The sequence below is a fragment of the Aerosticca soli genome, from assembly GCF_003967035.1.
GTDB lineage: Bacteria > Pseudomonadota > Gammaproteobacteria > Xanthomonadales > Rhodanobacteraceae > Aerosticca > Aerosticca soli.
This window is the reverse complement of sequence record NZ_AP018560.1, coordinates 669,602-692,821: the sequence shown is the minus strand read 5'-3', so window position 1 is coordinate 692,821 and position 23,220 is coordinate 669,602. Positions and strand designations below refer to the sequence as shown.

General features: G+C 69.1%; 18 protein-coding genes. 8 read left to right on the top strand and 10 right to left on the bottom strand.

What is annotated here, in order from left to right:
• Positions 1 to 109: 109 nt before the first annotated feature.
• The 4 genes from ALSL_RS03140 to ALSL_RS03125 form a co-directional block, all read right to left on the bottom strand.
• A complete protein-coding gene (locus ALSL_RS03140) occupies positions 110 to 1,861 on the bottom strand; it encodes a bifunctional sulfate adenylyltransferase/adenylylsulfate kinase (RefSeq protein WP_126536340.1) in 1,752 nt (583 codons plus the stop codon).
• A 69-nt stretch (positions 1,862 to 1,930) separates the two neighbouring features.
• Positions 1,931 to 2,644: a phosphoadenylyl-sulfate reductase gene (locus tag ALSL_RS03135; RefSeq protein WP_126536338.1), complete on the bottom strand. Its 714-nt coding sequence runs from the start codon at positions 2,642 to 2,644 to the stop codon at positions 1,931 to 1,933.
• Positions 2,641 to 4,332 carry an assimilatory sulfite reductase (NADPH) hemoprotein subunit gene (cysI, locus tag ALSL_RS03130; protein WP_126536336.1) on the bottom strand — a complete coding sequence of 564 codons (1,692 nt, stop codon included), beginning with the start codon at positions 4,330 to 4,332 and terminating at the stop codon, positions 2,641 to 2,643. Before cysI ends, ALSL_RS03135 begins: the two co-directional genes overlap by 4 nt.
• 1 nt (position 4,333) lies before the next feature.
• Positions 4,334 to 6,148: an assimilatory sulfite reductase (NADPH) flavoprotein subunit gene (locus tag ALSL_RS03125; protein WP_126536335.1), complete on the bottom strand. Its 1,815-nt coding sequence runs from the start codon at positions 6,146 to 6,148 to the stop codon at positions 4,334 to 4,336.
• A 215-nt stretch (positions 6,149 to 6,363) separates the two neighbouring features.
• On the opposite strand from ALSL_RS03125, the gene ALSL_RS03120 reads away from it, so the two are divergent.
• The 8 genes from ALSL_RS03120 to pilH all read left to right on the top strand — a co-directional run bounded on the left by ALSL_RS03120 (position 6,364) and on the right by pilH (position 16,078).
• The gene (locus ALSL_RS03120; protein WP_126536333.1) at positions 6,364 to 7,554 is read left to right on the top strand and encodes a cupin domain-containing protein; all 1,191 of its coding nucleotides are present in this window, start codon (positions 6,364 to 6,366) and stop codon (positions 7,552 to 7,554) included.
• The gene (locus ALSL_RS03115) at positions 7,551 to 8,042 is read left to right on the top strand and encodes a DUF7931 domain-containing protein (RefSeq protein WP_126536331.1); all 492 of its coding nucleotides are present in this window, start codon (positions 7,551 to 7,553) and stop codon (positions 8,040 to 8,042) included. Before ALSL_RS03120 ends, ALSL_RS03115 begins: the two co-directional genes overlap by 4 nt.
• A gap of 123 nt (positions 8,043 to 8,165) precedes the next feature.
• The gene (locus tag ALSL_RS03110) at positions 8,166 to 11,000 is read left to right on the top strand and encodes a 2-oxoglutarate dehydrogenase E1 component (RefSeq protein ID WP_126536328.1); all 2,835 of its coding nucleotides are present in this window, start codon (positions 8,166 to 8,168) and stop codon (positions 10,998 to 11,000) included.
• 86 nt (positions 11,001 to 11,086) lie between these two features.
• Entirely contained in the window at positions 11,087 to 12,301 is a 1,215-nt protein-coding gene (gene sucB, locus ALSL_RS03105) for a dihydrolipoyllysine-residue succinyltransferase (RefSeq protein ID WP_126536326.1), read from the top strand.
• Positions 12,302 to 12,401: 100 nt separating this feature from the next.
• Positions 12,402 to 13,826 carry a dihydrolipoyl dehydrogenase gene (lpdA, locus tag ALSL_RS03100; RefSeq protein WP_126536324.1) on the top strand — a complete coding sequence of 475 codons (1,425 nt, stop codon included), beginning with the start codon at positions 12,402 to 12,404 and terminating at the stop codon, positions 13,824 to 13,826.
• 167 nt (positions 13,827 to 13,993) lie between these two features.
• Complete coding sequence (locus ALSL_RS03095) at positions 13,994 to 14,590, top strand: LOG family protein (RefSeq protein ID WP_126536322.1); 597 nt, start codon at positions 13,994 to 13,996, stop codon at positions 14,588 to 14,590.
• Between the two features lie 56 nt (positions 14,591 to 14,646).
• Positions 14,647 to 15,654: a YhdH/YhfP family quinone oxidoreductase gene (locus ALSL_RS03090; RefSeq protein WP_425479004.1), complete on the top strand. Its 1,008-nt coding sequence runs from the start codon at positions 14,647 to 14,649 to the stop codon at positions 15,652 to 15,654.
• 58 nt (positions 15,655 to 15,712) lie between these two features.
• Positions 15,713 to 16,078 (top strand): twitching motility response regulator PilH, encoded by a 366-nt coding sequence (gene pilH, locus ALSL_RS03085; RefSeq protein WP_126536320.1) that lies wholly within the window; start codon positions 15,713 to 15,715, stop codon positions 16,076 to 16,078.
• 266 nt (positions 16,079 to 16,344) lie between these two features.
• Here pilH and ALSL_RS03080 read toward each other — a convergent pair whose 3' ends face one another.
• The 6 genes from ALSL_RS03080 to phaC form a co-directional block, all read right to left on the bottom strand.
• Complete coding sequence (locus ALSL_RS03080) at positions 16,345 to 17,241, bottom strand: DnaJ C-terminal domain-containing protein (protein WP_126536318.1); 897 nt, start codon at positions 17,239 to 17,241, stop codon at positions 16,345 to 16,347.
• Positions 17,242 to 17,337: 96 nt separating this feature from the next.
• Positions 17,338 to 17,793: an Hsp20/alpha crystallin family protein gene (locus ALSL_RS03075; protein ID WP_126536316.1), complete on the bottom strand. Its 456-nt coding sequence runs from the start codon at positions 17,791 to 17,793 to the stop codon at positions 17,338 to 17,340.
• 111 nt (positions 17,794 to 17,904) lie between these two features.
• Entirely contained in the window at positions 17,905 to 20,490 is a 2,586-nt protein-coding gene (gene gyrA, locus ALSL_RS03070) for a DNA gyrase subunit A (RefSeq protein ID WP_126536314.1), read from the bottom strand.
• A gap of 138 nt (positions 20,491 to 20,628) precedes the next feature.
• Positions 20,629 to 21,039, bottom strand: a complete 411-nt coding sequence (locus tag ALSL_RS03065; RefSeq protein WP_126536312.1) for a GtrA family protein — start codon at positions 21,037 to 21,039, stop codon at positions 20,629 to 20,631.
• Positions 21,036 to 22,064: an S-methyl-5-thioribose-1-phosphate isomerase gene (mtnA, locus tag ALSL_RS03060; protein WP_126536310.1), complete on the bottom strand. Its 1,029-nt coding sequence runs from the start codon at positions 22,062 to 22,064 to the stop codon at positions 21,036 to 21,038. Before mtnA ends, ALSL_RS03065 begins: the two co-directional genes overlap by 4 nt.
• Before the next feature lie 72 nt (positions 22,065 to 22,136).
• Complete coding sequence (gene phaC / locus ALSL_RS03055) at positions 22,137 to 23,213, bottom strand: class III poly(R)-hydroxyalkanoic acid synthase subunit PhaC (RefSeq protein ID WP_126536308.1); 1,077 nt, start codon at positions 23,211 to 23,213, stop codon at positions 22,137 to 22,139.
• Between the last annotated feature and the right edge of the window lie 7 nt (positions 23,214 to 23,220).

Sequence of the window (23,220 nt, the reverse complement as noted above, 5' to 3'; positions counted from 1 at the left end):
TGGCGCTGGCTGTCCTTCTTTGCTCTTTGCCGACTGACGCCGCCCCACCAGACCCAGAGCCAATGGCGCCGCGCACCTGTGGGAGCGGCTTCAGCCGCGATGACTGCCCTCAACCGTCGATCAGCCCCTTGTTACGCAGCAGGGCGAGGATCTGCCGGGCCAACACGACCGGCTCGGCCGAACCACCATCGACGCGCAGCTCCGGTGCTTCGGGCACCTCGTAGGGGTCGCTGATGCCGGTGAAGCTGGCGATCTTCCCTGCGCGCGCCTGCGCGTACAGGCCCTTGCGATCGCGCGCCTCGCACACCTCCAGCGGCGTCGCCACGTGGATCTCGATGAAGTCGCCGTGCGCCTCCACCAGCGCGCGCGCCTCGGCGCGGGCGTCGGCGTAGGGCGCGATCGGCGCGCACACCGCGATGCCGCCGTGGCGCACGATCTCGCCTGCCACGTAGCCGATGCGGGTGACGTTGGCGGCGCGGTCCTCGCGCGAGAAGCCCAGCCCGCGCGAGAGATGCCGGCGCACCTCGTCGCCGTCCAGCACGGTCACCGGCCGGCTGCCGTGCTCCAGCAGCTGCGCCACCACCGCCTGCGCCAGGGTCGACTTGCCAGCGCCGGACAGGCCGGTGAAGAACAGCGCGAAGCCGCGCGGCGCGCGCGCCGGGTGGCGCTCGCGCAGGATCCTCACCACCTCGGGGAAGCTGAACCAGGACGGGATCTCGCTGCCCTCGCGCAGGTGCCGGCGCAGCTCGGTGCCGGAGATGTCGCGCACCTCGTCCTGCGGCCCGACCTCGGTGGCCGGCAGGTAGGCGTCGCGGTTGGCCGCGTACACCATCGCCGGGAACGGCACGATGCCGATGCCGAGCTCGTCCTGGTGCGCGCGCAGCAGCTCCTGCGCGGCGAACGGCGGGTAGAATGGCTTGCCGTCGGCGTCCTTGCCGGGACCGGCGTGGTCGCGGCCGACGATGAAGTGGGTGGCGCCGTAGTTCTTGCGGATGATCGCGTGCCACAGCGCCTCGCGCGGTCCGCCCATGCGCATCGCCAGCGGCAGCAGCGACAGCTTCACGCTGTCCTGCGGGTACTGCGGCAGCAGCGCGCGGTAGCAACGCACGCGGGTGTAGTGATCCACGTCGCCTGGCTTGGTGCGGCCGACCGACGGCTGGATCAGCAGCTTGGCACCGACCTGCTCGGCCGCGCGCAGGGTCAGCTCGCGGTGCGCGCGGTGCATCGGGTTGCGCGTCTGGAAGGCCACCACGCGGGTCCAGCCGCGGGCGGCGAACCACTCGCGCAGGCGGCGCGGCGTGTCGCGCAGCTCGGTGAAGTCGTAGTGCGCCGGCGGCTGGATGCCGCGCACGCGGCCGCCCAGGCAGGCCGGCCGCGTGCATTCCAGCAGCTCGGCCACGCCCGGGTGCAGGCGGTCGGTGGTGCCGAACACGCGGCGCGCCTCGTGCAGGCGATCCGGCCAGTAGATGTCATCGACCTCCAGCACCGCCAGCGGCACGCCCTGGGAATCACGCAGGGCCACTTCGCTGCCGGCCGAAAGCTGCGCAGCGAGCGCCTCGCCCACGTCCAGCGTGATCGGCATCGGCCACAACGTGCCGTCGGCCAGGCGCATCTCATCGAGAACGCGGTTGTAGTCCAGCCGGCCGAGGAACCCCTCCAACGGCGAGAACGCGCCGTTGAGCAGCAGCTCCAGATCGCACAGCTGACGCGTGTTCAGGTCCACCGAAGGCAGGTTGCCGATACGCTGCTTGAGCGCCTCGGCCTCGTCCGCCGGCAGGTAGCGCTCCTTGAGCACGCCGCCGTGCGGGGCGATCAATGGTTCGTCGGTGGTCTGGTATTCGGGGGAAAGCACGGTTGCCATCAAGGGTGGGTCCTGTCGTGGTCGCGGCGAAGCGACTTGGGGTTCATCGGTGGGGAGTGGGGCTGGCGGCTACACGAACAGATGCAGGCCGCATTCGCGCTTGAGGCCGAAGAAGCGGGTGTCCTCCGCCTCCATGCCCGGCTCCCAGCGCCTGCTGGTGTGGGTATCGCCAATCGAGACGTAGCCCTGCTCCCACAGTGGGTGGTAGGGCAGGTCATGCCGCTGCAGGTACTGGCCGACATCGCGGTCGGTCCAGTCCGCCAGCGGATGGAACTTCCAGCGGCCGTTGCGATGCTCGGCGAAATCCACCGTGGCACGGCTGGCCGACTGCCCGCGCCGCAGCCCGGCGAACCAGCTCCCGGCACCGAGCTCGGCCAGCGCACGTTGCATCGGCTCGACCTTGCGCATCTGGTTGTACCGGTCGATCCCGGCGACGCCCTGCTCCCACAGCCGTCCATAGCGCGCTTCCATCCAGGCCGGACTGAGCTGTGGCCGGTATACCTTGAGGTTGAGTTCGAGCCGCTCGGTGAGGCGGTCGACGAACTGGTACGTCTCCGGAAACAGGTAGCCGGTATCGATCAGCACCACCGGCAGGCGCGGCTGCAGGCGCGTGAGCATGTGCAGCGAGACGGCGGCCTGGGCGCCGAAGCTGGACGAAAGCACGTGCGTGCCGGGGGCATGCTCCAGCGCCCAGGCGGCGCGCTCCTCGGCACTGCGCTGGGCCAGCGCCTGGTTCAGTCGCTCGCGTGCATCCGGGTCGGCGCTCTTCGGCAACGCACTCATGCGCAGACCTCCGGCGGGATGGTGCGACGCGCCGGTGCAACCAGTTCGCCCACGCGGTACAGGAAATCACCAAAGCCCTCGCTCTCCGTGCGCTCGGCGGCGTAGCGCGCGAACAGCGGATCGAGGGTGGCCAAGATTGTCGCTTCGTCGATGTTCTCGCGGTAGATCTGGTTGAGCCGCTGGCCGCGGAAGTCGGCGCCCAGGCGCAGGTCGTAGCGGCCGGGGCCGCGGCCGACCAGCGCGATCTCGCCCAGGTACGGCCGCGAGCAGCCGTTGGGGCAGCCGGACAGGCGCAGCAGGATCGGCGCGTCGGCGAGGCCGTGGCGTTCCAGCAGCGCCTCCAGCTGCGGCAGCAGCGCGGGCAGGTAGCGCTCGCTCTCGGCCATCGCCAGGCCGCAGGTGGGCAGCGCCACGCAGGCCAGCGCGTGGCGGCGGATCGCGCTGCCGCGCCGGTAGCCGTCCAGGCCGTGCGCCGCGACGATGGCGTCGATGCGCGCGCGGCCGGCGGGCTCGACGTTGGCCACGATCACGTTCTGGTTGCAGGTGAGACGGAAGTCGCCGCGATGCACCCTGGCCAACTCGCGCAGGCCGGTGAGCGCGCGCCGCCCGCCCGCGTCGGCGAGACGGCCGGATTCGATGTGCAGGGTGAGGTGCCAGCGGCCGTCCTGCCCCTCGGTCCAGCCATAGCGGTCGCCGTTGTGCTCGAAGCGGTACGGCCGCGCCGGCTCCAGCGCGAAGCCCAGCCGCCGCTCCAGCTCGGCGACGAACGTGTCGAGCCCGCGATGGTCGAGCGTGTACTTGAGCCGCGCGTGCTTGCGCTCGCTGCGGTTGCCCCAGTCGCGCTGGATGCCGATCACCGCCTCGGCCACCGCGACCAACCGCTCCGGCGCCACGAAGCCGATCACGCTGGCCAGCCGCGGGTAGGTGCCGGCGTCGCCGTGGGTGGCGCCCATGCCGCCGCCCACCGCGACGTCGAAGCCGCGCAGCTCGCCCTGCTCGACGACCGCGATCAGGCCGAGATCCTGGGCGAACACGTCGATGTCGTTGAGCGGCGGGATGGCCAGGCCGATCTTGAACTTGCGCGGCAGGTAGGTGGGGCCGTACAGCGGCTCCTCGTCCCCGCCCACGAGCTTCTCGCCGTCCAGCCAGATCTCGTGGTAGGCGCGGGTCCGGGGCGCCAGGTGCTCGGACAGCTTCGCGGCCCAGGCGTAGGCGGCCGCGTGCGCGGCGGACTCCACCGGGTTGGGCGTGCACACCACCGTGCGCACCACGTCGCCGCAGGCGGCGATGGTGGTGGCCAGCGCGCGGTGGATCGCCGCGATGGTGGGCTTGAGCTCGCGCTTGATCACGCCGTGCCACTGGAAGGTCTGCCGCGTGGTGATGCGCAGCGTGCCGTTGGCATGCTCGCGCGCCAGCGCGTCGAAGGCCAGCCACTGCGCGGGGGTCACCACGCCGCCGGGAAGGCGCGCGCGGATCATGAAGCTGTAGGCCGGCTCCAGCTTCTGCCGGCGGCGCTCGTCACGCAGGTCTCGATCGTCCTGCTGGTAGCTGCCATGGAATTTCAGCAGCTTGCTGTCGTCGTCGCTGATCGCACCGGTCAGCGGGTCGGCCAGCCCTTCGGCGATCGTGCCGCGCAAAAAACGGCTGCGGGCCTTGATCTGTTCCATCTCAGAGAGTTTGGCGGTCATGTCAGTACACGTCGCGGGCGTAGCGCCCTTGCTGGAGTAGTTCGGCCAGCCAGGTTTTGGCGGACTCGGGCGAGCGGCCACCGTGGGCGGCGATGATGTCGATCAGGGCGTCGTGCACGTCCCGCGCCATGTGCGTGGCGTCGCCGCACACATACAGGTGGGCGCCAGCCTCGAGCCACGCGTAGACATCCCTGCCACGCTCCCGCAGCCGGTCCTGCACGTACACCTTTTTTCCTTCGTCGCGGGAGAAGGCGACGTCGAGCCGGTGCAGCGCGCCATCCTTGAGCGCCTGCTGCCACTCGATCTGGTAGAGAAAGTCGCGGGCGAAATGGCGATTGCCGAAGAACAGCCAGTTGCGCCCGCTGGCGCCGGTCTCCTGGCGCTCCTGCACGAACGCGCGGAACGGCGCCACACCGGTGCCCGGCCCGATCATGATGACGTCGCGCGCCGGATCGGCCGGCAGGCGGAAGCGCTCGTTCGACTCGATGAACACCGGCACCGTGGCGTCTTCGCCGGCCTGGGCGAGGAAGGTCGAGGCGGCGCCCCAATGCGGCTGGCCGTGCGCCTGGTAATCGACTACGGCCACGGTCAGATGCACCTCCTCGTCGACCGCGCGCCGGCTCGAGGCAATCGAATACAACCGCGGCGTCAGCGGACGCAGCGCGGCGATCAGCGCCTCGGGCTCCCAGCGGGCCGGGTAACGGCGCAGCAGATCGATCGGCTGCTCGTTGGCCAGCAGCTCGGCGAGCGCGGCCTTGCCGTCGGCGTGCAGCAGTTGCGTCAGCTCGGCGTGTCCGCTGATGGCTCCCAGCGCGGCGACGAACGGACGGCTCAGCCGCGTGATCTCGCATTCGTCGCGCAGCCAGGCGGCCAGCGGCAGGGTGCGGGTTCTGTGGGTCACTTCCCGCGCGCCATCGAGCTGCAACGCATCGAGCCACTGCGCCACCAGCGGCGCAGGGTTCTTCGGCCATACGCCCAGGGCGTCGCCTGGCTCGTAACGCAGGCCCGACCCCTCGAGCGACAGTTCGATGTGCCGCACGTCGCGGTCGCTGTCGCGCGAGACGATACGCTGGTTGGCCAGTACCGTCGCCGCAAACGGCTTGTCACGTGTATAGCAGCTGGCATCGGGCACCGTGTGCAATGCGGCCGGCCGCACCGTCGGACTGGCCGTCGCCAACAGCTCGCGTGCCTGCTTGAGCGTGCTGTCCAGCCACGGCTCGCTGACGGTCTCGAAATCGACGTCCGCCTCGGCCAGCGGGGCGAAGCGCGTCGCGCCCAGCTCGATGAAGCGGGCATCGAGCTGACGGCCGATCGCGCAGAACAGCGGATAGCTCGAATCGCCCAGCCCGAGCACGGCGAACTTCAGTCCGGGCAACTTCGGCGCACGCTTGCCGGCAATGAATTCCACCAGCCCGCGCGCATCGTCCGGCGGCTCGCCGTCGCCCTGGGTGCTGATCACCACGACGAGATGGCGCTCCTTGGCCAGCTCGCGCTGTGGATAGACGTCCGCGCGCAGCAGCCGTACGGTCAACCCGGCGCTCTCGCTGCGCTGGGCCAGTTCCTCGGCAATCCGCTTGGCATTGCCGGTCTGGCTGCCGTAGACGATCGTCAGCCGGTCGGCCGCGACGGCCTCCGCCGCTGGCGTCGTGGGCAGCACGACCGGCCCGCCACGCTGTCCCTGGGCGATCGAGGCAGTCCATGCCGCCACCCAGTAAAGCTGGGCCGGACTGAGGCCTTCGACGGCGCGCGACAACTGCTCCAGCCGCTCGGGTGGAATCGGGGTCACCGGCAGCACGGGTGCGACAACAGCATTCACTCGACTCTCCGGACGTCCAAACGTCAGTGCGCAAACATAGGCCGCTGCCGCCGGCGCGCGAAAGGATGTGTTGATATGTCGTTATGCCCGAGCCGCATGTGCCGGTGGCGCCGGCACGGTATGGCGCCGGCAAGCAAAGCGACGCCTGCCTGCGAGAGAGTGGCTTCAGCCGCGATGTGGCGGATCGACGCCCTGCGACCACTACAATGCCGCGCATGAGCAAACCATCGGCTTTTCCGATCGAAGTGCGCGGCTCGGCGCGCCAGCCGCTCGGCATGCCGCCTGCGCGTTTCCTGCGCGATTACTGGCAAAAGCATCCCTTGCTGATACGTCAGGCCTTTCCCGGTTTCGTGCCACCGATCACGCCGGACGACCTCGCCGGCCTGGCCTGCGAGGACGGGGCGCTGTCGCGGCTGATCAAGCACGATGCGGCGCGCCGGCGCTGGCAGGTCAAGACCGGCCCGCTGGAGGAAGCCGACTTCGCCGCCACCGGCGATGCGAACTGGACGCTGCTGGTACAGGACGTGGACAAATGGGACGCCGAGGTGGCGAAGCTGCTGGAGCCTTTTGCCTTCCTGCCGAGCTGGCGTGTGGACGACGTCATGATCTCCTACGCCGAGCCGGGTGGCGGCGTCGGCCCGCACGTGGACCAGTACGACGTATTCCTGATCCAGGGGCTGGGCCGGCGGCGCTGGGCGATCAGCACCGACCCGGCGGCGCCCAGGGACTTCCGCCCGGACGTCGAGCTCAAGCAGCTGGTCCATTTCTCGCCCAGCCACACCTGGGTGCTCGAACCCGGCGACGTGCTCTATCTGCCGCCGGACGTGCCGCATGACGGCGTCGCTGTCGGCGGCCCCTGCATGACGTTGTCGGTCGGCATGCGCGCACCGTCCCAGGCCGAGCTGCTCGGCGATCTGGCCGACTATCTGGCCGAGCGCCTGCCCGAGGAAAAGCGCTACGCCGACCCCGACCTCACCCCGGCCAGGGCCGCCGGCGAGATCGACCGCGCCGCGCTCGCCCGGGTGCGTGCCGCGCTGCCGTTCGCCGCCGGCCTCGACGAGCCCACCCTGCGCGACTGGTTCGGCCGCTTCATCACCCGCTATCGCCTGGCCAGGCAACCGGCCCCGCCTGCCCGCGCGTACACCGCCGTCCGGCTCGGCGAGCGCCTGGCGGCCGGCGCGCCGCTGCTGCGCCATCCCTGGACGCGGCTGGCCTGGGTGCGCGAAAGCCCGGCACGGGCCATGCTGTTCGCCAACGGCCTGGCGCTGCCGTGTCCTCCGGCCTTGGCCATGCGACTCTGTGCCGAGCGCACGCTGCGCCTGGCCGAACCGCCCACGGCCGAGACGCTCGACGTGCTGCTCGCACTGGTCAATGAAGGCCTGCTGGTGCCGGGCAAACGCCGGTGAGCACGGCGGCGGAAAGCCTGGTTTTGACCGATGCGCAGGCGCTCGCCGCCGCCCGTCTGCGCCTCCTCGGGGCCGCGCGCCGGCGCCTGGCCGTGCGCATGCCGGCGCTGCCGCCCACGGTGCTCGCCGCCGATGCCGAACTGGCCGAGCTGCGCCGCATCGCCACTGCCGGTCGCGGCGCGCACATCCGCTTGCTGGTGCACGATGCCGAGGCGATGCTGCGCGAGGGCCATCGCCTGCTCACCCTGGTCCAGCGTCTGCCCAGCCTGATCGAAGTGCGCGTGCCGGTGGATGAGACCGAGCTGGCCTGCCCTTCGGCATACCTGCTCGCCGACACCGGTGGCTGGCTGTTCCAGCCGCTGGCCGAACGGCCGCAGGGTCGCGCCGGGTTCGGCGACCCTGCGGCCCAGGCACCCTATCTGCGCCAATTCGAGGCCGGCTGGCAACGCGCGCGACCCGCGGGCGTGCTGCGCGCGCTCGACCTGTGAGCGCCGCGCGCGCCCGGCTGTCGCGACGCCGCAGGCAGGGGGCTTATAATCGGCAAGTTTCCCGGCCCGCCGGCCGCTCTGGCGGCGCCCTTGCGAGTCTCCCCTTCCCCTGCCGGTGGTGACGTGAGCACGAACCTGATCCGCGAATTTTCCGCATCCTCCCAGCTGGCCGGCGACAACGCCGATTACATCGAATCCCTGTACGAATCCTGGCTTGCCGATCCCTCCTCGGTGGCGGACGCATGGGCGAGCTACTTCCAGACGCTCAAGGGCCGCGAGGCCGGCGACACCGCCCACAGCGCCGTGATCGCACGCATCGAGGCCGCGCAAAGGCAGCGACGCGTCGCCGCCGCGCCGCTCGACGATGCCCACGCGCGCAAGCAGGCCGGCGTGCTGCGCCTGCTCACCGCCTACCGTTCGCGCGGGCATCTGGCCGCCGATCTCGACCCGCTCGGCCTGCAACAGAAGATGGAGGCGCCCGATCTCGGCCTCGCCTTCCACGGCCTGTCGGAAGCCGATCTCGACACCGAGTTCGACTGCGGCACCTACGCCGGCGGCGGCCAGCGGCTGAAGCTGCGTGAACTGCTGGCGCGGCTCAAGAAAACCTACACCGGCACCATCGGCGCCGAGTTCATGTACATCAGCGACCATCTGCAGCGCAGCTGGATCTACACCCGGCTCGAGCAGGCCAACGGCGAGGCCGGTCTGGATGCGGACGGCAAGCGCCACGTGTTCGACGGGCTCACCGCCGCCGAAGGGCTGGAGCGCTACCTGCACACCAAGTACGTCGGCCAGAAGCGCTTTTCGCTGGAAGGCGGCGACAGCCTGATCCCGCTGGTGGACGAGGTGGTGCGCGCGGCCGGCGACAACGGCGTCAAGGAAGTGGTGATCGGCATGGCCCACCGCGGCCGGCTCAACGTGCTGGTCAACATCCTCGGCAAGCCGCCGAAGACGCTGTTCGACGAGTTCGAGGGCCGCTTCGAGCATCCCGACGACCCGGCCCATTCCGGCGACGTCAAGTACCACATGGGCTTCTCCGCCGACGTCAAGACGCCCAGGGGCGGCGTGCACGTCGCGCTGGCGTTCAACCCCTCGCACCTGGAGATCGTCAACCCGGTGGTCGCCGGTTCCGTGCACGCGCGCCAGACGCGCCGCCGCGACACCGAGCGCCGCCAGTCGCTGGCGGTGCTGATCCACGGCGACGCCGCGCTGGCCGGCCAGGGCGTCAACATGGAGCTGTTCAACATGTCGCAGGCGCGCGGCTTCCGCATCGGCGGCACGCTGCACATCGTGGTCAACAACCAGATCGGCTTCACCACCTCCAACCCGCAGGACGCGCGCTCCACGCTGTACTGCACCGACATCGCCAAGATGGTCAACGCGCCGGTGTTCCACGTGAACGGCGACGATCCGGAGGCGGTGATCCAGGTCACCCGGCTGGCCTACGAGTTCCGCAAGACCTTCCGCAAGGACGTGGTGATCGACCTGGTCTGCTATCGCCGCCACGGCCACAACGAGGCGGACGAGCCCGCGGCCACCCAGCCGGTGATGTACCAGATCATCAAGAAGCGCCCGACCGCGCGCGAGCTGTACGCGCAGCGGCTGGTGAAGGAGGGCGTGCTGGCCGAGGGCGAGGCGCAGCAGCGCTTCGACGACTACCGCGCGCGGCTCGAGGCCGGCGCGCCGATGACCGAGCTCGTACCGGATCTACCCAAGGACATCCAGATCGACTGGACACGCTTCATCGGCGGCAAGCTGTCCACCCCGGTGGACACCGGCATCGCCAAGAGCCGGCTGGTCGAGCTCGCGCACAGGATCCTCACCCTGCCCGCCGACCTCACTCTGCATCCGCGCGTGGCCAAGATCTACGACGACCGCCGCAAGATGGCCGCCGGCGAGCTGCCCGGCGACTGGGGTTTTGCCGAAAACCTCGCCTACGCCAGCCTGATCGACCAGGACTACGATCTGCGGCTGGTCGGCCAGGATGTCGGCCGCGGCACCTTCTTCCACCGCCATGCGGTGCTGCACGACCAGACCGACGATCACACCTACCTGCCGCTCGGCAACGTGCGCGCCAACGCCTCGGTGGAGGTGATCGACTCGCTGCTCAGCGAGGAGGCGGTGATGGCCTTCGAATATGGCCACGCCACCACCGACCCGTACACGCTGACCATCTGGGAGGGCCAGTTCGGCGACTTCGCCAACGGCGCGCAGGTGGTGATCGACCAGTTCATCAGCTCCGGCGAGGCCAAGTGGGACCGCCTGTGCGGGCTGGTGCTGTTCCTGCCGCACGGCTACGAGGGCCAGGGTCCCGAGCATTCCTCGGCGCGGCTGGAGCGCTATCTGCAGCTGTGCGCGCTGGACAACATGCAGGTGTGCGTACCGACCACCCCGGCGCAGGCCTTCCACATGATCCGCCGGCAGATGCTGCGCGCGGTGCGCAAGCCCCTGATCGTGATGACGCCCAAGTCGCTGCTGCGGCACAAGCTGGCGGTGTCTTCGCTGGACGAGCTCGCCTCCGGTGGCTTCCAGCACGTGATCGGCGAGCATCGCCCGTTTTCGGCCAAGCAGATCAAGCGCGTGGTGCTGTGCGCCGGCAAGGTCTATTACGACCTGCTCGAGGAAGCCGACAAGCGCGGCATCGAGGATGTGGCGCTGGTCCGCGTGGAGCAGCTCTATCCGTTCCCGCGCCCGGAGGTCATCGCCGAGCTCGACAAGTATCCGGCCGCCAAGGAAGTGGTGTGGTGTCAGGAGGAACCGATGAACCAGGGCGCCTGGTTCCAGATCCGCCATCACCTGCAGGCCTGCGTCGGTGCCAAGCGCAGCCTCTCCTACGCCGGCCGCGCGCGCTCGCCGGCACCGGCGGCGGGCCATTTCAACACCCACGTCGCCGAACAGGCCGCCCTGGTCGAGCAGGCACTGGCAGCGCCGATCGGGGCCGACGAGTCCGCGGAATAAGCAGATTTCCTGAACAGCGTGGCCACGGATGGCCGCTTTTCGACTTCGGCGTTCAGGGATGAGCGCACCCACTTTAAGGAACCGCCATGTCCATCGAAGTCAAAGTCCCCGTCCTGCCCGAATCCGTCTCCGACGCCACCATCGCCACCTGGCACAAGCAGGCCGGCGACGCGGTCAGGCGCGATGAGAACCTGGTCGACCTCGAAACCGACAAGGTGGTGCTCGAAGTGCCCTCGCCGGTCGACGGCGTGCTCAAGGAAATCAAGTTCAAGCCCGGCGACACCGTGACCAGCCAGCAGGTGATCGCGGTGATCGAGGAAGGCGCCGCCGCGGCCGCGCCCGCCCCGGCGGCCAAGAGCGAGGCCAAGGCGCCCGCGCCGGCACCAGCGCAAGCCCCGGCGTCCACGCCGGGCGCGCCGGCCAAGTCCGCGGACGACACCCTGTCGCCGGCCGCACGCCGGGTCGCCGAGGAGGCCCATGTCGATACCTCGGCCATCACCGGCACCGGTCGCGGCGGTCGGGTGACCAAGGAGGACGTGGTCAAGGCCGCCACCGCCAAGCCGTCCGCGCCGGCACAGCCTGCCGCCGCCACGCCGGGCGCGCGGCCGGAGGAACGCGTGCCGATGACGCGCATCCGCGCGCGCATCGCCGAGCGCCTGATGCAGTCGAAGAACTCGATCGCCATGCTGACTTCGTTCAACGAGGTCAACCTGGCCGAAGTGGTGAAGCTGCGCAAGAGCCTGGGCGAATCGTTCGAAAAGACGCACGGCATCAAGCTCGGCTTCATGAGCTTCTTCGTCAAGGCCACCGCCGAGGCGCTCAAGCGCCACCCGATCGTCAACGCCTCGGTGGACGGCAACGACATCATCTATCACGGCTACCAGGACATCTCGATCGCGGTGGCCACCGACAAGGGCCTGGTCACGCCGGTGCTGCGCGACGCCCAGGACATGAGCTTCGCCGAGATCGAGAAGGGCATCGCCGAGTACGCCAAGAAGGCCCGCGAGGGCAAGCTGACCTTGGAGGACCTGCAGGGCGGCACCTTCACCATCACCAACGGCGGCACCTTCGGCTCGCTGATGTCCACGCCGATCGTCAACCCGCCGCAGAGCGCCATCCTCGGCATGCACGCGATCAAGGAGCGTCCGGCCGCGGTGGACGGCCAGGTGGTGATCGCGCCGATGATGTACATCGCGCTGTCCTACGACCATCGCATCATCGACGGCAAGGACGCGGTGCTGTTCCTGGTCGACATCAAGAACCAGCTCGAGAACCCGCAGCGCATGCTGCTCGGCCTGTAAGCCGGCGGCACGGGCATCGGCAACCGGGTGATGGGCCCCGTCCCACGAGCCCGCCCGCTGCCGGTGCCCACTCTCCACTCCCTTCCCGAGAGCGAATGAAATGAGCGACAAATTCGACGTCATCGTCATCGGCGGCGGTCCGGCGGGGTATCACGCCGCCATCCGCGCCGCGCAGCTCGGCCTCAAGACCGCCTGCGTGGACGCCTTCGTCGGCAAGGATGGCAAGCAGGCGCTCGGCGGCACCTGTCTCAACGTCGGCTGCATCCCGTCCAAGGCGCTGCTCGACTCGTCCAAGCAGTTCTACGGGCTCACCCACAACCTGCCGGTGCACGGCATCCACGTGGACAACCCGCGCGTGGACATGGCCGCCTTCATCGGCCGCAAGGACAAGATCGTCAAGCAGTTCACCGGCGGCGTCGCGCAGCTGTTCAAGGCCAACAAGATCACCAGCTATTTCGGCAAGGGCCGGCTGCTCAAGGGCAACCGCGTGGAGATCAGTGGCCACGACGGCAGCCGCGAGATCATCACCGCGACCAACGTGGTGCTCGCCTCGGGCTCGGTGCCGATCGAGCTGCCGTTCGCGCGCTTCGACGGCAAGCACATCATCGACAATGCCGGCGCGCTGGACCTCACCGCGGTGCCCAAGCGCCTGGGCGTGATCGGCGCCGGCGTGATCGGCCTCGAACTCGGCAGCGTCTGGCGCCGGCTCGGCGCCGAGGTCACCATCCTGGAGGCGCTGCCCGAGTTCCTCGGCGCGGCCGATGCCGACATCGCCCGGATCGCGCTCAAGGAATTCGGCAAACAGGGGCTGGCCATCAAGCTCGGCGCCAAGGTCGCCAAGGCCGAGGTGCGCGGCGAGGAGGTCGAGGTCACCTATGTCGACGGCGAGGGCGAGCACGTGTTCACCGTCGACAAGCTGCTGGTGGCGGTGGGCCGGCGCGCCTATACCGAAGGCCTGCTCGCCGAAGACTGCGGCGTCCGGCTCGACGAGCGTGGCCGCATCGCGGTGGACGAGCACTGCCACACCGGCGTTGACGGCGTGTGGGCGGTGGGCGACGCGGTACGCGGCCCGATGTTGGCGCACAAGGGCTTCGAGGAAGGCATCGCGGTAGCCGAATGGATCGCCGGCAAGGCCGGTCACGTGGCCTACGACACCATGCCCTGGGTGATCTACACCGAGCCGGAAATCGCCTGGGTCGGCAAGACCGAGAAACAGCTCAAGGAGGAAGGCGTGCCCTACAAGGTCGGCACCTTCCCGTTCGCCGCCATCGGGCGCGCGGTGGCGATGAACGAGGCGGTGGGCCAGGTGAAGATGCTGGCCCATGCCGAGACCGACCGCATCCTCGGCGTGCACATGGTGGGCCCGGGCGTGTCCGAGCTCATCGCCGAATGCGTGGTGGCGATGGAGTTCAAGGGTTGCGCCGAGGATCTGGCCCGCATCGTGCACGCGCATCCGACCCTGTCGGAGGCCGTGCACGAAGCCGCGCTCGCGGTCGACAAGCGCGCCATCCACAAGGGCAACTGAATCGGGACGGGTGCACCCCGCGTCGGCCGGAAGGATGACGCGGGGTGCCTGGCCCCGTCCTGCAGACGGCCCGCGAATGGAAACATGCGCGGCCGTGACTTTTTCCGGCCGTGCCTTTCCGGGCCTGCACCCGGGATGACGGTCCGTACGTCGGAGCCGACCTGCGCATGCCTCAACCCACCGCCCTTTGCGTTTATTGCGGCGCCCGTACCGGCCAGCATCCGGACTATGTGGCGCTCGCCCGCGGCCTCGGCGACACGCTGGCCCGGCGCGGCATCACCCTGGTCTACGGCGGCGGCCGGGTGGGGCTCATGGGCATACTCGCCGATGCGGTGCTCGCCGGCGGCGGCCGCGCGGTCGGGGTAATCCCGCGCACGCTCATCGAGCGCGAGGTCGCCCACCGCGGGCTCAGCGAGCTCGTCGAGGTGGACACCATGCACCAGCGCAAGCGGCGCATGTTCGAGCTGGCCGACGCCTTCGTCGCCCTGCCCGGCGGCTTCGGCACGCTGGACGAGATGTTCGAAATGCTGACATGGGTGCAGCTCGGCCTGCACGACCGGCCCTGCGCCTTCCTGGAGACGCGCGGCTATTACCGGCCGCTGCGGACGATGGTCGAGCACATGGTGGCCGAAGGCTTCGTCCGTGCCGAGCAGCGCGAGGCACTGTGGTTCGGTGACGATGTCGAGGCGCTTTTCGCGTGGATGGCCGCCTACCGCAGCCGCCCGACGGCACTCGACGTCGACCCGCACAGCGTGGATCCTTAGCGCCGCGCCGCTCGCTGCACACGCCCCCCTTCGACCGCCCCGCGAGGACCTTCGCCATGGCCACGATCCCGCCTTTCCGTGCCTTCCGCATCCACAACGACGAAGCCGGCTATCGGGCCGGCATCGAAAACTTAAGCGTCGATGCGCTGTCGCCCGGGGAGGTACTGGTCAAGGCAGCCTGGTCCTCGGTGAACTACAAGGACGCGCTGGCCGGCACCGGCAAGGGCAAGATCCTGCGCCGCTTCCCGCTCAACGGCGGCATCGACGTCGCCGGCCACGTCGTCGCCTCCACCGATCCCACCTTCAAGGAAGGCGATGCGGTGCTGTGCACCGGCTGCGAGCTCTCCGAGACGCGCGACGGCGGCTATGCCGAGTACGTGCGGCTGGAATCGCGCTGGACGATCCCGCTGCCGCCGGGGCTCACCCTGCGCGAGAGCATGGCACTCGGCACCGCCGGCTTCACCGCCGCACTCGCCCTCATGCAGATGGAAACCAACCGCCAGCATCCCGCCCTGGGACCGCTGGCGGTGACCGGCGCGAGCGGCGGCGTGGGGCAATTGGCGATCGACATCTTCAGCCGCGCCGGCTACGAGGTGCATGCCATCAGCGGCAAGGCCGATCACTTCGATTTTCTGGCCTCGCTCGGCGCCGCCCGCTGCCTCGACCGCCATGCGCTCGCTTTCGGCGGCAAGCCGCTGGAATCGGTCCGCTTCGGCGGCGCGCTGGACAACGTCGGCGGCGCCATGCTCGCCGGCCTGTTGCCGCAGATCGCCCCTTACGGCAACCTCGCCGTGTGCGGCAATGCCGGCGGCATCGACTTCAAGAGCACGGTCATCCCGTTCATCATCCGCGGCGTCAACCTGCTCGGCGTCGCCTCCGGCGGCACCCCGCGCGATCTGCGCGAACGGATCTGGGAGAAACTCGCCGGCGCATGGAAGCCGCGGCACCTGGACCGCATTGTCACCCGCGAGGTGACCCTGGAGGAACTGCCGCAGGTGTTCGAGCGCATGCTCGCCGGGGAATCCTTCGGCCGCACCGTCGTCCGCCTCGACCCGGCCGGCTGACCCTTGGAAGCCCCGGACGATGCGGCATAGAATCGCCCATCCACCAGGGGAACACCGCATGGCGCGCATTCTGATCGTCGACGATTCACCGTCCCAGCTGCTGGGCCTGAAGCGCATCGTCGAGAAACTCGGTCACGAGGTGCTGACCGCCGAGGACGGTGCCGCCGGCGTCGAGATCGCCCGACGCGAGCTGCCCGACCTTATCCTGATGGACGTGGTCATGCCCAACCTCAACGGCTTCCAGGCCACGCGCACGATCAGCAAGACGCCGGAGACCGCGCACATCCCGGTCGTGCTGGTCACCACCAAGGACCAGGAGACCGACAAGGTCTGGGGCATGCGCCAGGGCGCCCGTGCCTACGTCACCAAGCCGGTCCGCGAGGACGAGCTGGTGTCCGCGCTGCAGCCCCTGCTGCCGGCCTAAAAGCGCTTGCGGCCGGCTGCGCCGTTAGGCCGGCGATCCAGGCCCGCGGGGCCGCGGGAATGGCCGCATCCCACGCCACCCCGCGCTTGGTCTTCGGCACCGGCCACGGCGCTTGTTGACGGCGGAACGCAACCGCGACGCCCGGCGTAGCGGGTTGACGCACAGGCGCCGATCCATCGACGGCACTGGACGCCAGGCGCGGATCGAACGACCCGGCGCCAACCGCGCGGCACGTGTTCCCTCCCCATCCGGCAAACGACCCGGGCTCAGGCGCGCGGGTCGTAGCCCGGAAAGGCGTCGCGCAGGGCCTCGTAGGCCTGGCGTTGCCGCTCGGTGCCGGGCGCCGGCGTGCGGATCGACAGCTCGACGAACTGGTCCCCCGGTGTCGGGCCCGGCATGCCGCGCCCTTTGAGGCGCAACTTGCGACCGCTCTGCGAGCCGGCCGGAATGCGCAGGTCGACGGTTCCGGCCAGCGTGGGAACCTTGACCGTGGCGCCCAGGGCAGCCTCCCAGGGCGCCACGGGCAGCACGTAGTACACGTCGCGGCCTTCCAGCCGGAAGCGCGGATCGGGACGGATCTCCACCTCCAACAACAGGTCGCCGGCCGGGCCGCCGCCGGCGCCTGGCTGTCCCTGGCCGGCCAGCCGGATCACCTGTCCGGGCTGGATGCCGGCCGGGATGCGCACGTCGAGCACGCGCTCGCGGCCGCTGCCGTCGTTCAAGGCAAGCCGGGTGTTGCCGCCGCTGAAGGCGGTCGACAGGTCGATCTGCACCTTGGCGCGCACGTCACGCCCGCGCCGCGCGCGAGTCTGCGTGCGAGCGCCGGCGGAGCGGCCGAACAGGCTCTCGAAGAAATCGCTGAAATCGCCATCGCCGATGTCGAAATCGAAGCCCTGGCGGCCCTGTCCCCAGCCCGGCGGCGGCCGGAACTGTTCGCCGCCGCGGTAACCGCCAGCGCGCAGCTCGTCGTAGGCGCGGCGCTTTTCCGGATCGTGCAGTACCTCGTGGGCCTCGTTGATGGCCTTGAATTTCTCCTCCGCACCCGGCTCCTTGTTCTTGTCCGGATGGTATTTGCGCGCCAGCTTGCGGTAGGCCGCCTTGATCTCGGCATCGCTGGCGTCGGGCTTGACGCCCAGGATCTCGTAATAGTCTTTGAATTCCACGGCCACTCCCGACGTTTGCCTCATCAAAACAGCGGCCCACGGCGGTTCATCCCTCCGCCGTGGGCCGACCCTTGTGCCCTGACGCGGGCGGTGCGATTACTTCTCGGTCTGGATCGTGATGCGACGCGGCGTGGTCTCGGCGCGCTTGGGAATGACGATCTCCAGCACGCCGTGCTTGCCGGTCGCGGTGATGCCCTCAGGGTCGGCGCTGTCGGGCAGCGCGAAGCGGCGATAGAACACGCCGTGGGCCCGCTCCAGGCGCGTGAAACGCCCGTTCTGTTCGCGGTTCTCGAGGGTGCGCTCGCCCTTGATGGTGAGGACGCCCTTCTCCATGCTGACCTCGATGTTCGCCGGATCGACGCCGGGGATGTCGGCATAGATCACGAAGCGCTTGTCCTCTTCCTTGATGTCCACCCGCGGCGTCCACTGGCTGGTCACCACGTTGGAACCGTCACTTTCTTCCTGCTGCTGGAAGAAACGGTCGAAGGCCTGGCGCAATTCATCCGGCAACAGGCTGCCGGGGTTCCACAGGTTGTAACGGCTGGCATTCATGGCTTTGTCTCCTTACGTCTTGGGGTGCGGACGCTGCCGCTCTGTTCTCCCAAGTAGGGACGTCCTCGCCCGGTTCAAGATGCGCGTATGCCGCACCCGGCCGGCCAGGACTCAGTCGGCCGAATCGTCGCCGTCCGCTCCCATGGCATCTTCGGCGCCGGCCACCGCTTCCTCCTCGTCGGCTGCCAGGCAGACCGCGCCGACCAGGGCCTCATCCGCCGGCAGCCGGATCAGGGTGACGCCCTGTGTGTTGCGGCCCAGGAGCGGAACCTCGGCCACCCGCGTGCGCACCAGCGTGCCTTGGTTGGAGATCAGCATGAGCTCCTGTTCGGCTGTCGCCTGCACCGCGGCGACCAGCGGGCCGTTGCGCTCGGAACACTGGATGGCGATCACGCCCTGGGTGCCGCGACCCTTCTTCGGGAACTCCGCCAGCGCCGTGCGCTTGCCGTAGCCGCGCGCGGTGGCGGTGAGGATGTCGCCTTCGCGGGCGACGATCAGCGAGACGACCTCGGCGCCGTCGGCCAGGCGCATGCCGCGCACGCCGGTGGCGGTGCGGCCCATCGCGCGGACTTCGCTCTCGTCGAAGCGCACGGCTTTGCCATTGGAAGCGAACAGCAGCACGTCGCTGTTGCCGTCGGTCAGGGCGACATTGACCAGCGCATCGCCCTCGTCCAGATGGATGGCAATCTTGCCCTTCTGCAGCTGGAAGGCGAATTCGCTGAGCGGCGTCTTCTTGACCGTGCCCTGGCGGGTGGCGAACAGCACGTAGCGGTCATCGGGATAGTCGCGCACCGGCAATACCGCCTGCACCTGCTCGCCCTCGGCCAAGGGCAGCAGATTGACGATCGGCTTGCCGCGTGTGTTCGGCCCGGACTCGGGCATCTGGTAGACCTTGAGCCAGTACACCCGCCCGGTGCTGGTGAAGGTGAGCAGGGTGTCGTGGGTATTGACCACCCACAACTGCTGGACGAAGTCCTCCTCCTTGAGCGCCGAGGCCGAACGGCCCTTGCCACCGCGACGCTGCGCGCGATAGGTGCTGACCGGCTGGCGTTTGATGTAGCCGGCATGCGAAAGCGTGACGACGACGTCCTCGGGCGCGATCAGGTCGAGCACGTCCAGATCCTCCTGCGAGGCCTGGATCTCGGTGCGGCGCGCATCGCCGTATTCGGCGCGGATGGTTTCCAGCTCCTCGCGGATGACCTTGAGCAGCACGTCCGGCTTTTCCAGGATCTCGATCAGGCCGCGGATGGTGTCCAGGATCTGACGGTATTCGTCGGAGAGCTTTTCCTGCTCGAGCCCGGTCAGGCGGTGCAGGCGCATGGCCAGGATTTCCTGCGCCTGGATGTCGGAGAGCTGGTAGCCGTCGTCCTTCAGGCCGTCGCGCGGGTCCATGTCCTCCGGACGCGAGGCCTCGGCGCCGGCGGCGGCGAGCAGGCTGGCGACCATGCCCGGCTGCCACTTGCGCGCCAGCATGCGCTCGCGCGCCTCCTGCGGCGAGGCCGAGCTGCGGATGAGCTCGATCATCGCATCGATGTTGGCGAGCGCGACGGTGAGGCCTTCCAGGATGTGCGCGCGGGCCCGCGCCTTGCGCAGCTCGAAGATGGTGCGCCGGGTGACCACCTCGCGGCGGTGGCGGATGAACGCCTCCAGCACCTCCTTGAGGTTGAGCAGGCGCGGCTGACCGTCGACCAGCGCGACCATGTTGACGCCGAAGGTGACCTGCAGCTGGGTCTGCTGGAACAGGTTGTTGAGCACCACGTCGCCCATCGCATCGCGGCGCAGCTCGATCACGACGCGCATGCCGTCCTTGTCGGATTCGTCGCGCAGTTCGGCGATGCCCTCGACCTTCTTTTCCTTGACCAGCTCGGCGATCTTCTCGATCAGCCGCGCCTTGTTCACCTGATAGGGCAGCTCGGTGACGATGATGGTCTCGCGGCCGTTGGCCTCGGTCTCGATCCGCGCCCGCGCGCGCACGAGCACGCGGCCGCGACCGGTGCGGTAGGCCTCGACGATGCCGGCCGAGCCGTTGATGATGCCCGCGGTCGGGAAATCCGGCCCCGGGATGTACTGCATGAGCTCGTCGACGCCGAGCGAGGGATCGTCGATCAGCGCGATGGTCGCGGCGATCACCTCGCTGAGGTTGTGCGGCGGGATGTTGGTGGCCATGCCCACCGCGATGCCGGCCGAACCGTTGATCAGCAGGTTGGGCACGCGCGTGGGCAGGACCAGCGGCTCCTGCTCGCTTTCGTCGTAGTTGGGCCCGAAGTCGACGGTTTCCTTGTCGATGTCGGCCAGGAGCTCGTGGGTGAGCCGGGCCATGCGCACCTCGGTGTAGCGCATCGCCGCGGCGTTGTCGCCGTCGACCGAACCGAAGTTGCCCTGGCCGTCGATCAGCATGTAGCGCAGCGAGAACGGCTGCGCCATGCGCACGATCGCGTCGTAGACCGAGGCATCGCCGTGCGGATGGTATTTACCGATGACATCGCCGACCACGCGGGCCGACTTCTTGTACGGCTTGTTCCAGGCATTGCCGAGTTCGTTCATCGCGAACAGCACGCGCCGGTGCACGGGCTTCAAGCCGTCGCGCACGTCGGGCAGCGCCCGGCCCACGATCACGCTCATGGCGTAATCGAGATAGCTCTGGCGCATCTCGTCTTCGATGTTGACGCGGATGATTTCTCTGGCGAGCTCGGCCATCGGGCTTCCCTGGAACGTAGACGAAAACGAGAGGCCACGGCGCACCATGGGGTGCGCGCCGCGTCCCGGAACGGAAAACGTCCAAGTCTACCACAAGGCGCCTAAAAAAACCTGCTATCGCCTTTTCAAATCAAGAAGTTAAGCGTGATGATGCGACTTCTTGAAAAGCAGCACGCGGGCGGTGGCGAAGTTGACTGCCGCCGCCGCCACCGAACCGCCGGCGGTGGCCAGCGCCGGCCAGCGATGCAGGGGCTGGAACCAGGTCAGGAGCGCCGCGTAGGTCGCATAGTTGACCACGGCACCGAAGCTCATGAGGCCCATCCAGTGCAGCCATTCCTGATAGGCCGGCCGGCCGCTGGTGCGTCCGGCGAAGGTATGCCGGCGGTTCCACCACCAGGTCACCGTGGCCGCGACCAGGAACGAGGGAATGCGCGCCAGATACGGATTGCAGCCGGCCAAGGCGACCAGCAGCTGCACGCCGCCGGCATCGACGATCAGGCCCAGTACCCCGCCGACGGCGAACAGGGTGACCTCGCGACCCCACCTCATTGGCCGAAGAGCGCCCCCAGCGCCGCCCGGTCCGGACCGGCGACCACGCCGCGTTCCGTGACCAGGACATCGATCAACGCCGCCGGCGTCACGTCGAAGACCGGATTCCACGCCTGCGCGCTCTCGACCACGGTGCGCCGGCCGGCGATGGACAGCAGTTCCTCCGGCGCGCGCTCCTCGATCTCGATCGCCGCGCCCTCGGGCGTGGCCAGATCCACCGTGGACGAGGGCGCCACCACCATGAACTTCACGCCGTGGTGGCGGGCGGCGATGGCCAGCTGATAGGTGCCGATCTTGTTGGCGGTGTCGCCGTTGGCGGCGATGCGGTCGGCACCGACGATCACCCACTGCACCGCGCCGGTGCGCATGAGATGCGCGGCCGCCGAGTCGGCGATGAGCCGCGCGGGGATGCGATCGCGCACCAGCTCGTACATGGTCAGCCGCGCGCCCTGCTGCCAGGGCCGGGTCTCGGTCGCATGGACCTGTGTGATCCGCCCGGCCGCCACCCCCGCACGGATCACGCCGAGCGCCGTACCGAAACCGGCGGTGGCCAGCGAGCCGGTATTGCAATGGGTGAGTACGCCCGAACCCGGCGCGATCAGCGCCGCGCCAAGCTCGCCCATGCGTCGGTTGGCAGCCAGATCCTCGTCCTGGATCGCCCGCGCCTCCAGCGCCAGCGCGTCGGCATCGGCACCGGCCGCGATCCGCGTCTGCATGCGATCGAGCGCCCACATCAAATTGACCGCGGTAGGCCGTGCCGCACGCAACATGGCGAGCGCCGCCTCCAGCGGCTCGCCGGCCCGCGCTGCCAGCACCACGCCCCAGGCGGCGGCGATGCCGATCGCCGGCGCACCGCGGACGACGAGGTCGCGGATCGCGGACGTCACGGCGGCGGCGCTGGTGCATTCGATCCAGCGTTCCTCGAGCGGCAGCAGGCGCTGGTCGAGCAGCGCCAGCCGGTCGCCCTGCCAGGCGAGGGCGCGCACGCGGTCATGGGGATGGGAAACTTGCGCAGACTCAGCCATGTGGCGATGAAGCGGCGAAAAGACCGCCTAGCCTAGCATGCCGCCATCCCGCGGCCGCGGTCGCGGCAGGCATCAGCCGCCGCGTTCGTGCAACCAGCGATGGATGGCCGGCGCCACCTCGCGCTGTGCGCGGCCGGAGACGTAGATGCCGATGTGACCGCCCTTGAAGGCGAGCTCGGTGTAATCACGGCTGCCGATCAGCCGCCCCAGCGCCCGCGAGGCCTCCGGCGGCACCAGATGATCCTGTTCGGCATAGATGTTGAGCACTGGCTGGTCGATGGCCTGAAGCGCCACCGGATGTCCGCCGATCTCGAGACCGCCCTTGACCAGCCGGTTCTCCTGGTAGAAGCCCTTGATGAATTCGCGGAAGGCCTCGCCGGCAAGGTCGGGCGAATCGAAGATCCAGCGCTCCATGCGCAGGAAATCCTCCAGCGCCTTGGGGTCGTCCAGGATGTCGACCATCGCCACGTATTTCTGCTGGGTGAGCCGCAGCGGTTTCAGCATCAGGTAGACGCCATTCATCAGCTCGGCCGGGATGTTGCCCAGCGCATCGACCATGAGATCGACGTCGATGTCCTGCGCCCAGTGGGAGAGCGTGTTGTCCGGCGTGCGGAAGTCCACCGGCGTCACCATGGTCACCAGACGGGCCACTTTGTCCGGGTGCATCGCGCTGTAGCACAGCGAGAAAGTGCCGCCCTGGCAGATGCCGAGCAGGTTGACCGATGCCACGCCGTGGCGGCGGAGGATCGCATCCACGCAGCGGTCCAGATAGCCGTTCAAGTAATCGTCCAGGGTCAACCAGCGATCGGCACCATCCGGATAACCCCAGTCGATGAGGTAGACGTCCTCGCCCTGCGCAAGCAGGTTGCGCACCAGCGAGCGGTCCGGCTGCAGGTCGGTCATCCACACCGTGTTGACCAGCGCATAGACGATCAACGTGGGCGTCTTCGCCGTCGGCGCGCGCTCGCCCAACATGTGCCACAGGGTGAGCTTGTCCTCGCGGTAGACCACCTCGCGCGGCGTATTGGCGTATTCGGGTTCCGGCAGACCGCGCAGCGTCTGCAGGCCGGCGGCGAGCTTGCGCTGGAAGGCGGCCATTTCCTGCGCGACGGCGAGCGGATCGAAGGCAAAGGGCAGTGGCGTGTTCATCGCTCGT

Bases quoted from the DNA above. Each gene is read 5' to 3' on its own strand.
- ALSL_RS03090 (WP_425479004.1), top strand. From the start codon at position 14,647: ATGGCCACGATCCCGCCTTTCCGTGCCTTCCGCATCCACAACGACGAA.
- ALSL_RS03135 (WP_126536338.1), bottom strand. From the start codon at position 2,644: ATGAGTGCGTTGCCGAAGAGCGCCGACCCGGATGCACGCGAGCGACTG.
- ALSL_RS03120 (WP_126536333.1), top strand. From the start codon at position 6,364: ATGAGCAAACCATCGGCTTTTCCGATCGAAGTGCGCGGCTCGGCGCGC.
- sucB (WP_126536326.1), top strand. From the start codon at position 11,087: ATGTCCATCGAAGTCAAAGTCCCCGTCCTGCCCGAATCCGTCTCCGAC.
- mtnA (WP_126536310.1), bottom strand. From the start codon at position 22,064: ATGGCTGAGTCTGCGCAAGTTTCCCATCCCCATGACCGCGTGCGCGCC.
- ALSL_RS03095 (WP_126536322.1), top strand. From the start codon at position 13,994: ATGCCTCAACCCACCGCCCTTTGCGTTTATTGCGGCGCCCGTACCGGC.
- ALSL_RS03065 (WP_126536312.1), bottom strand. From the start codon at position 21,039: ATGAGGTGGGGTCGCGAGGTCACCCTGTTCGCCGTCGGCGGGGTACTG.
- ALSL_RS03075 (WP_126536316.1), bottom strand. From the start codon at position 17,793: ATGAATGCCAGCCGTTACAACCTGTGGAACCCCGGCAGCCTGTTGCCG.
- ALSL_RS03140 (WP_126536340.1), bottom strand. From the start codon at position 1,861: ATGGCAACCGTGCTTTCCCCCGAATACCAGACCACCGACGAACCATTG.
- cysI (WP_126536336.1), bottom strand. From the start codon at position 4,332: ATGACCGCCAAACTCTCTGAGATGGAACAGATCAAGGCCCGCAGCCGT.
- gyrA (WP_126536314.1), bottom strand. From the start codon at position 20,490: ATGGCCGAGCTCGCCAGAGAAATCATCCGCGTCAACATCGAAGACGAG.
- pilH (WP_126536320.1), top strand. From the start codon at position 15,713: ATGGCGCGCATTCTGATCGTCGACGATTCACCGTCCCAGCTGCTGGGC.
- phaC (WP_126536308.1), bottom strand. From the start codon at position 23,213: ATGAACACGCCACTGCCCTTTGCCTTCGATCCGCTCGCCGTCGCGCAG.
- lpdA (WP_126536324.1), top strand. From the start codon at position 12,402: ATGAGCGACAAATTCGACGTCATCGTCATCGGCGGCGGTCCGGCGGGG.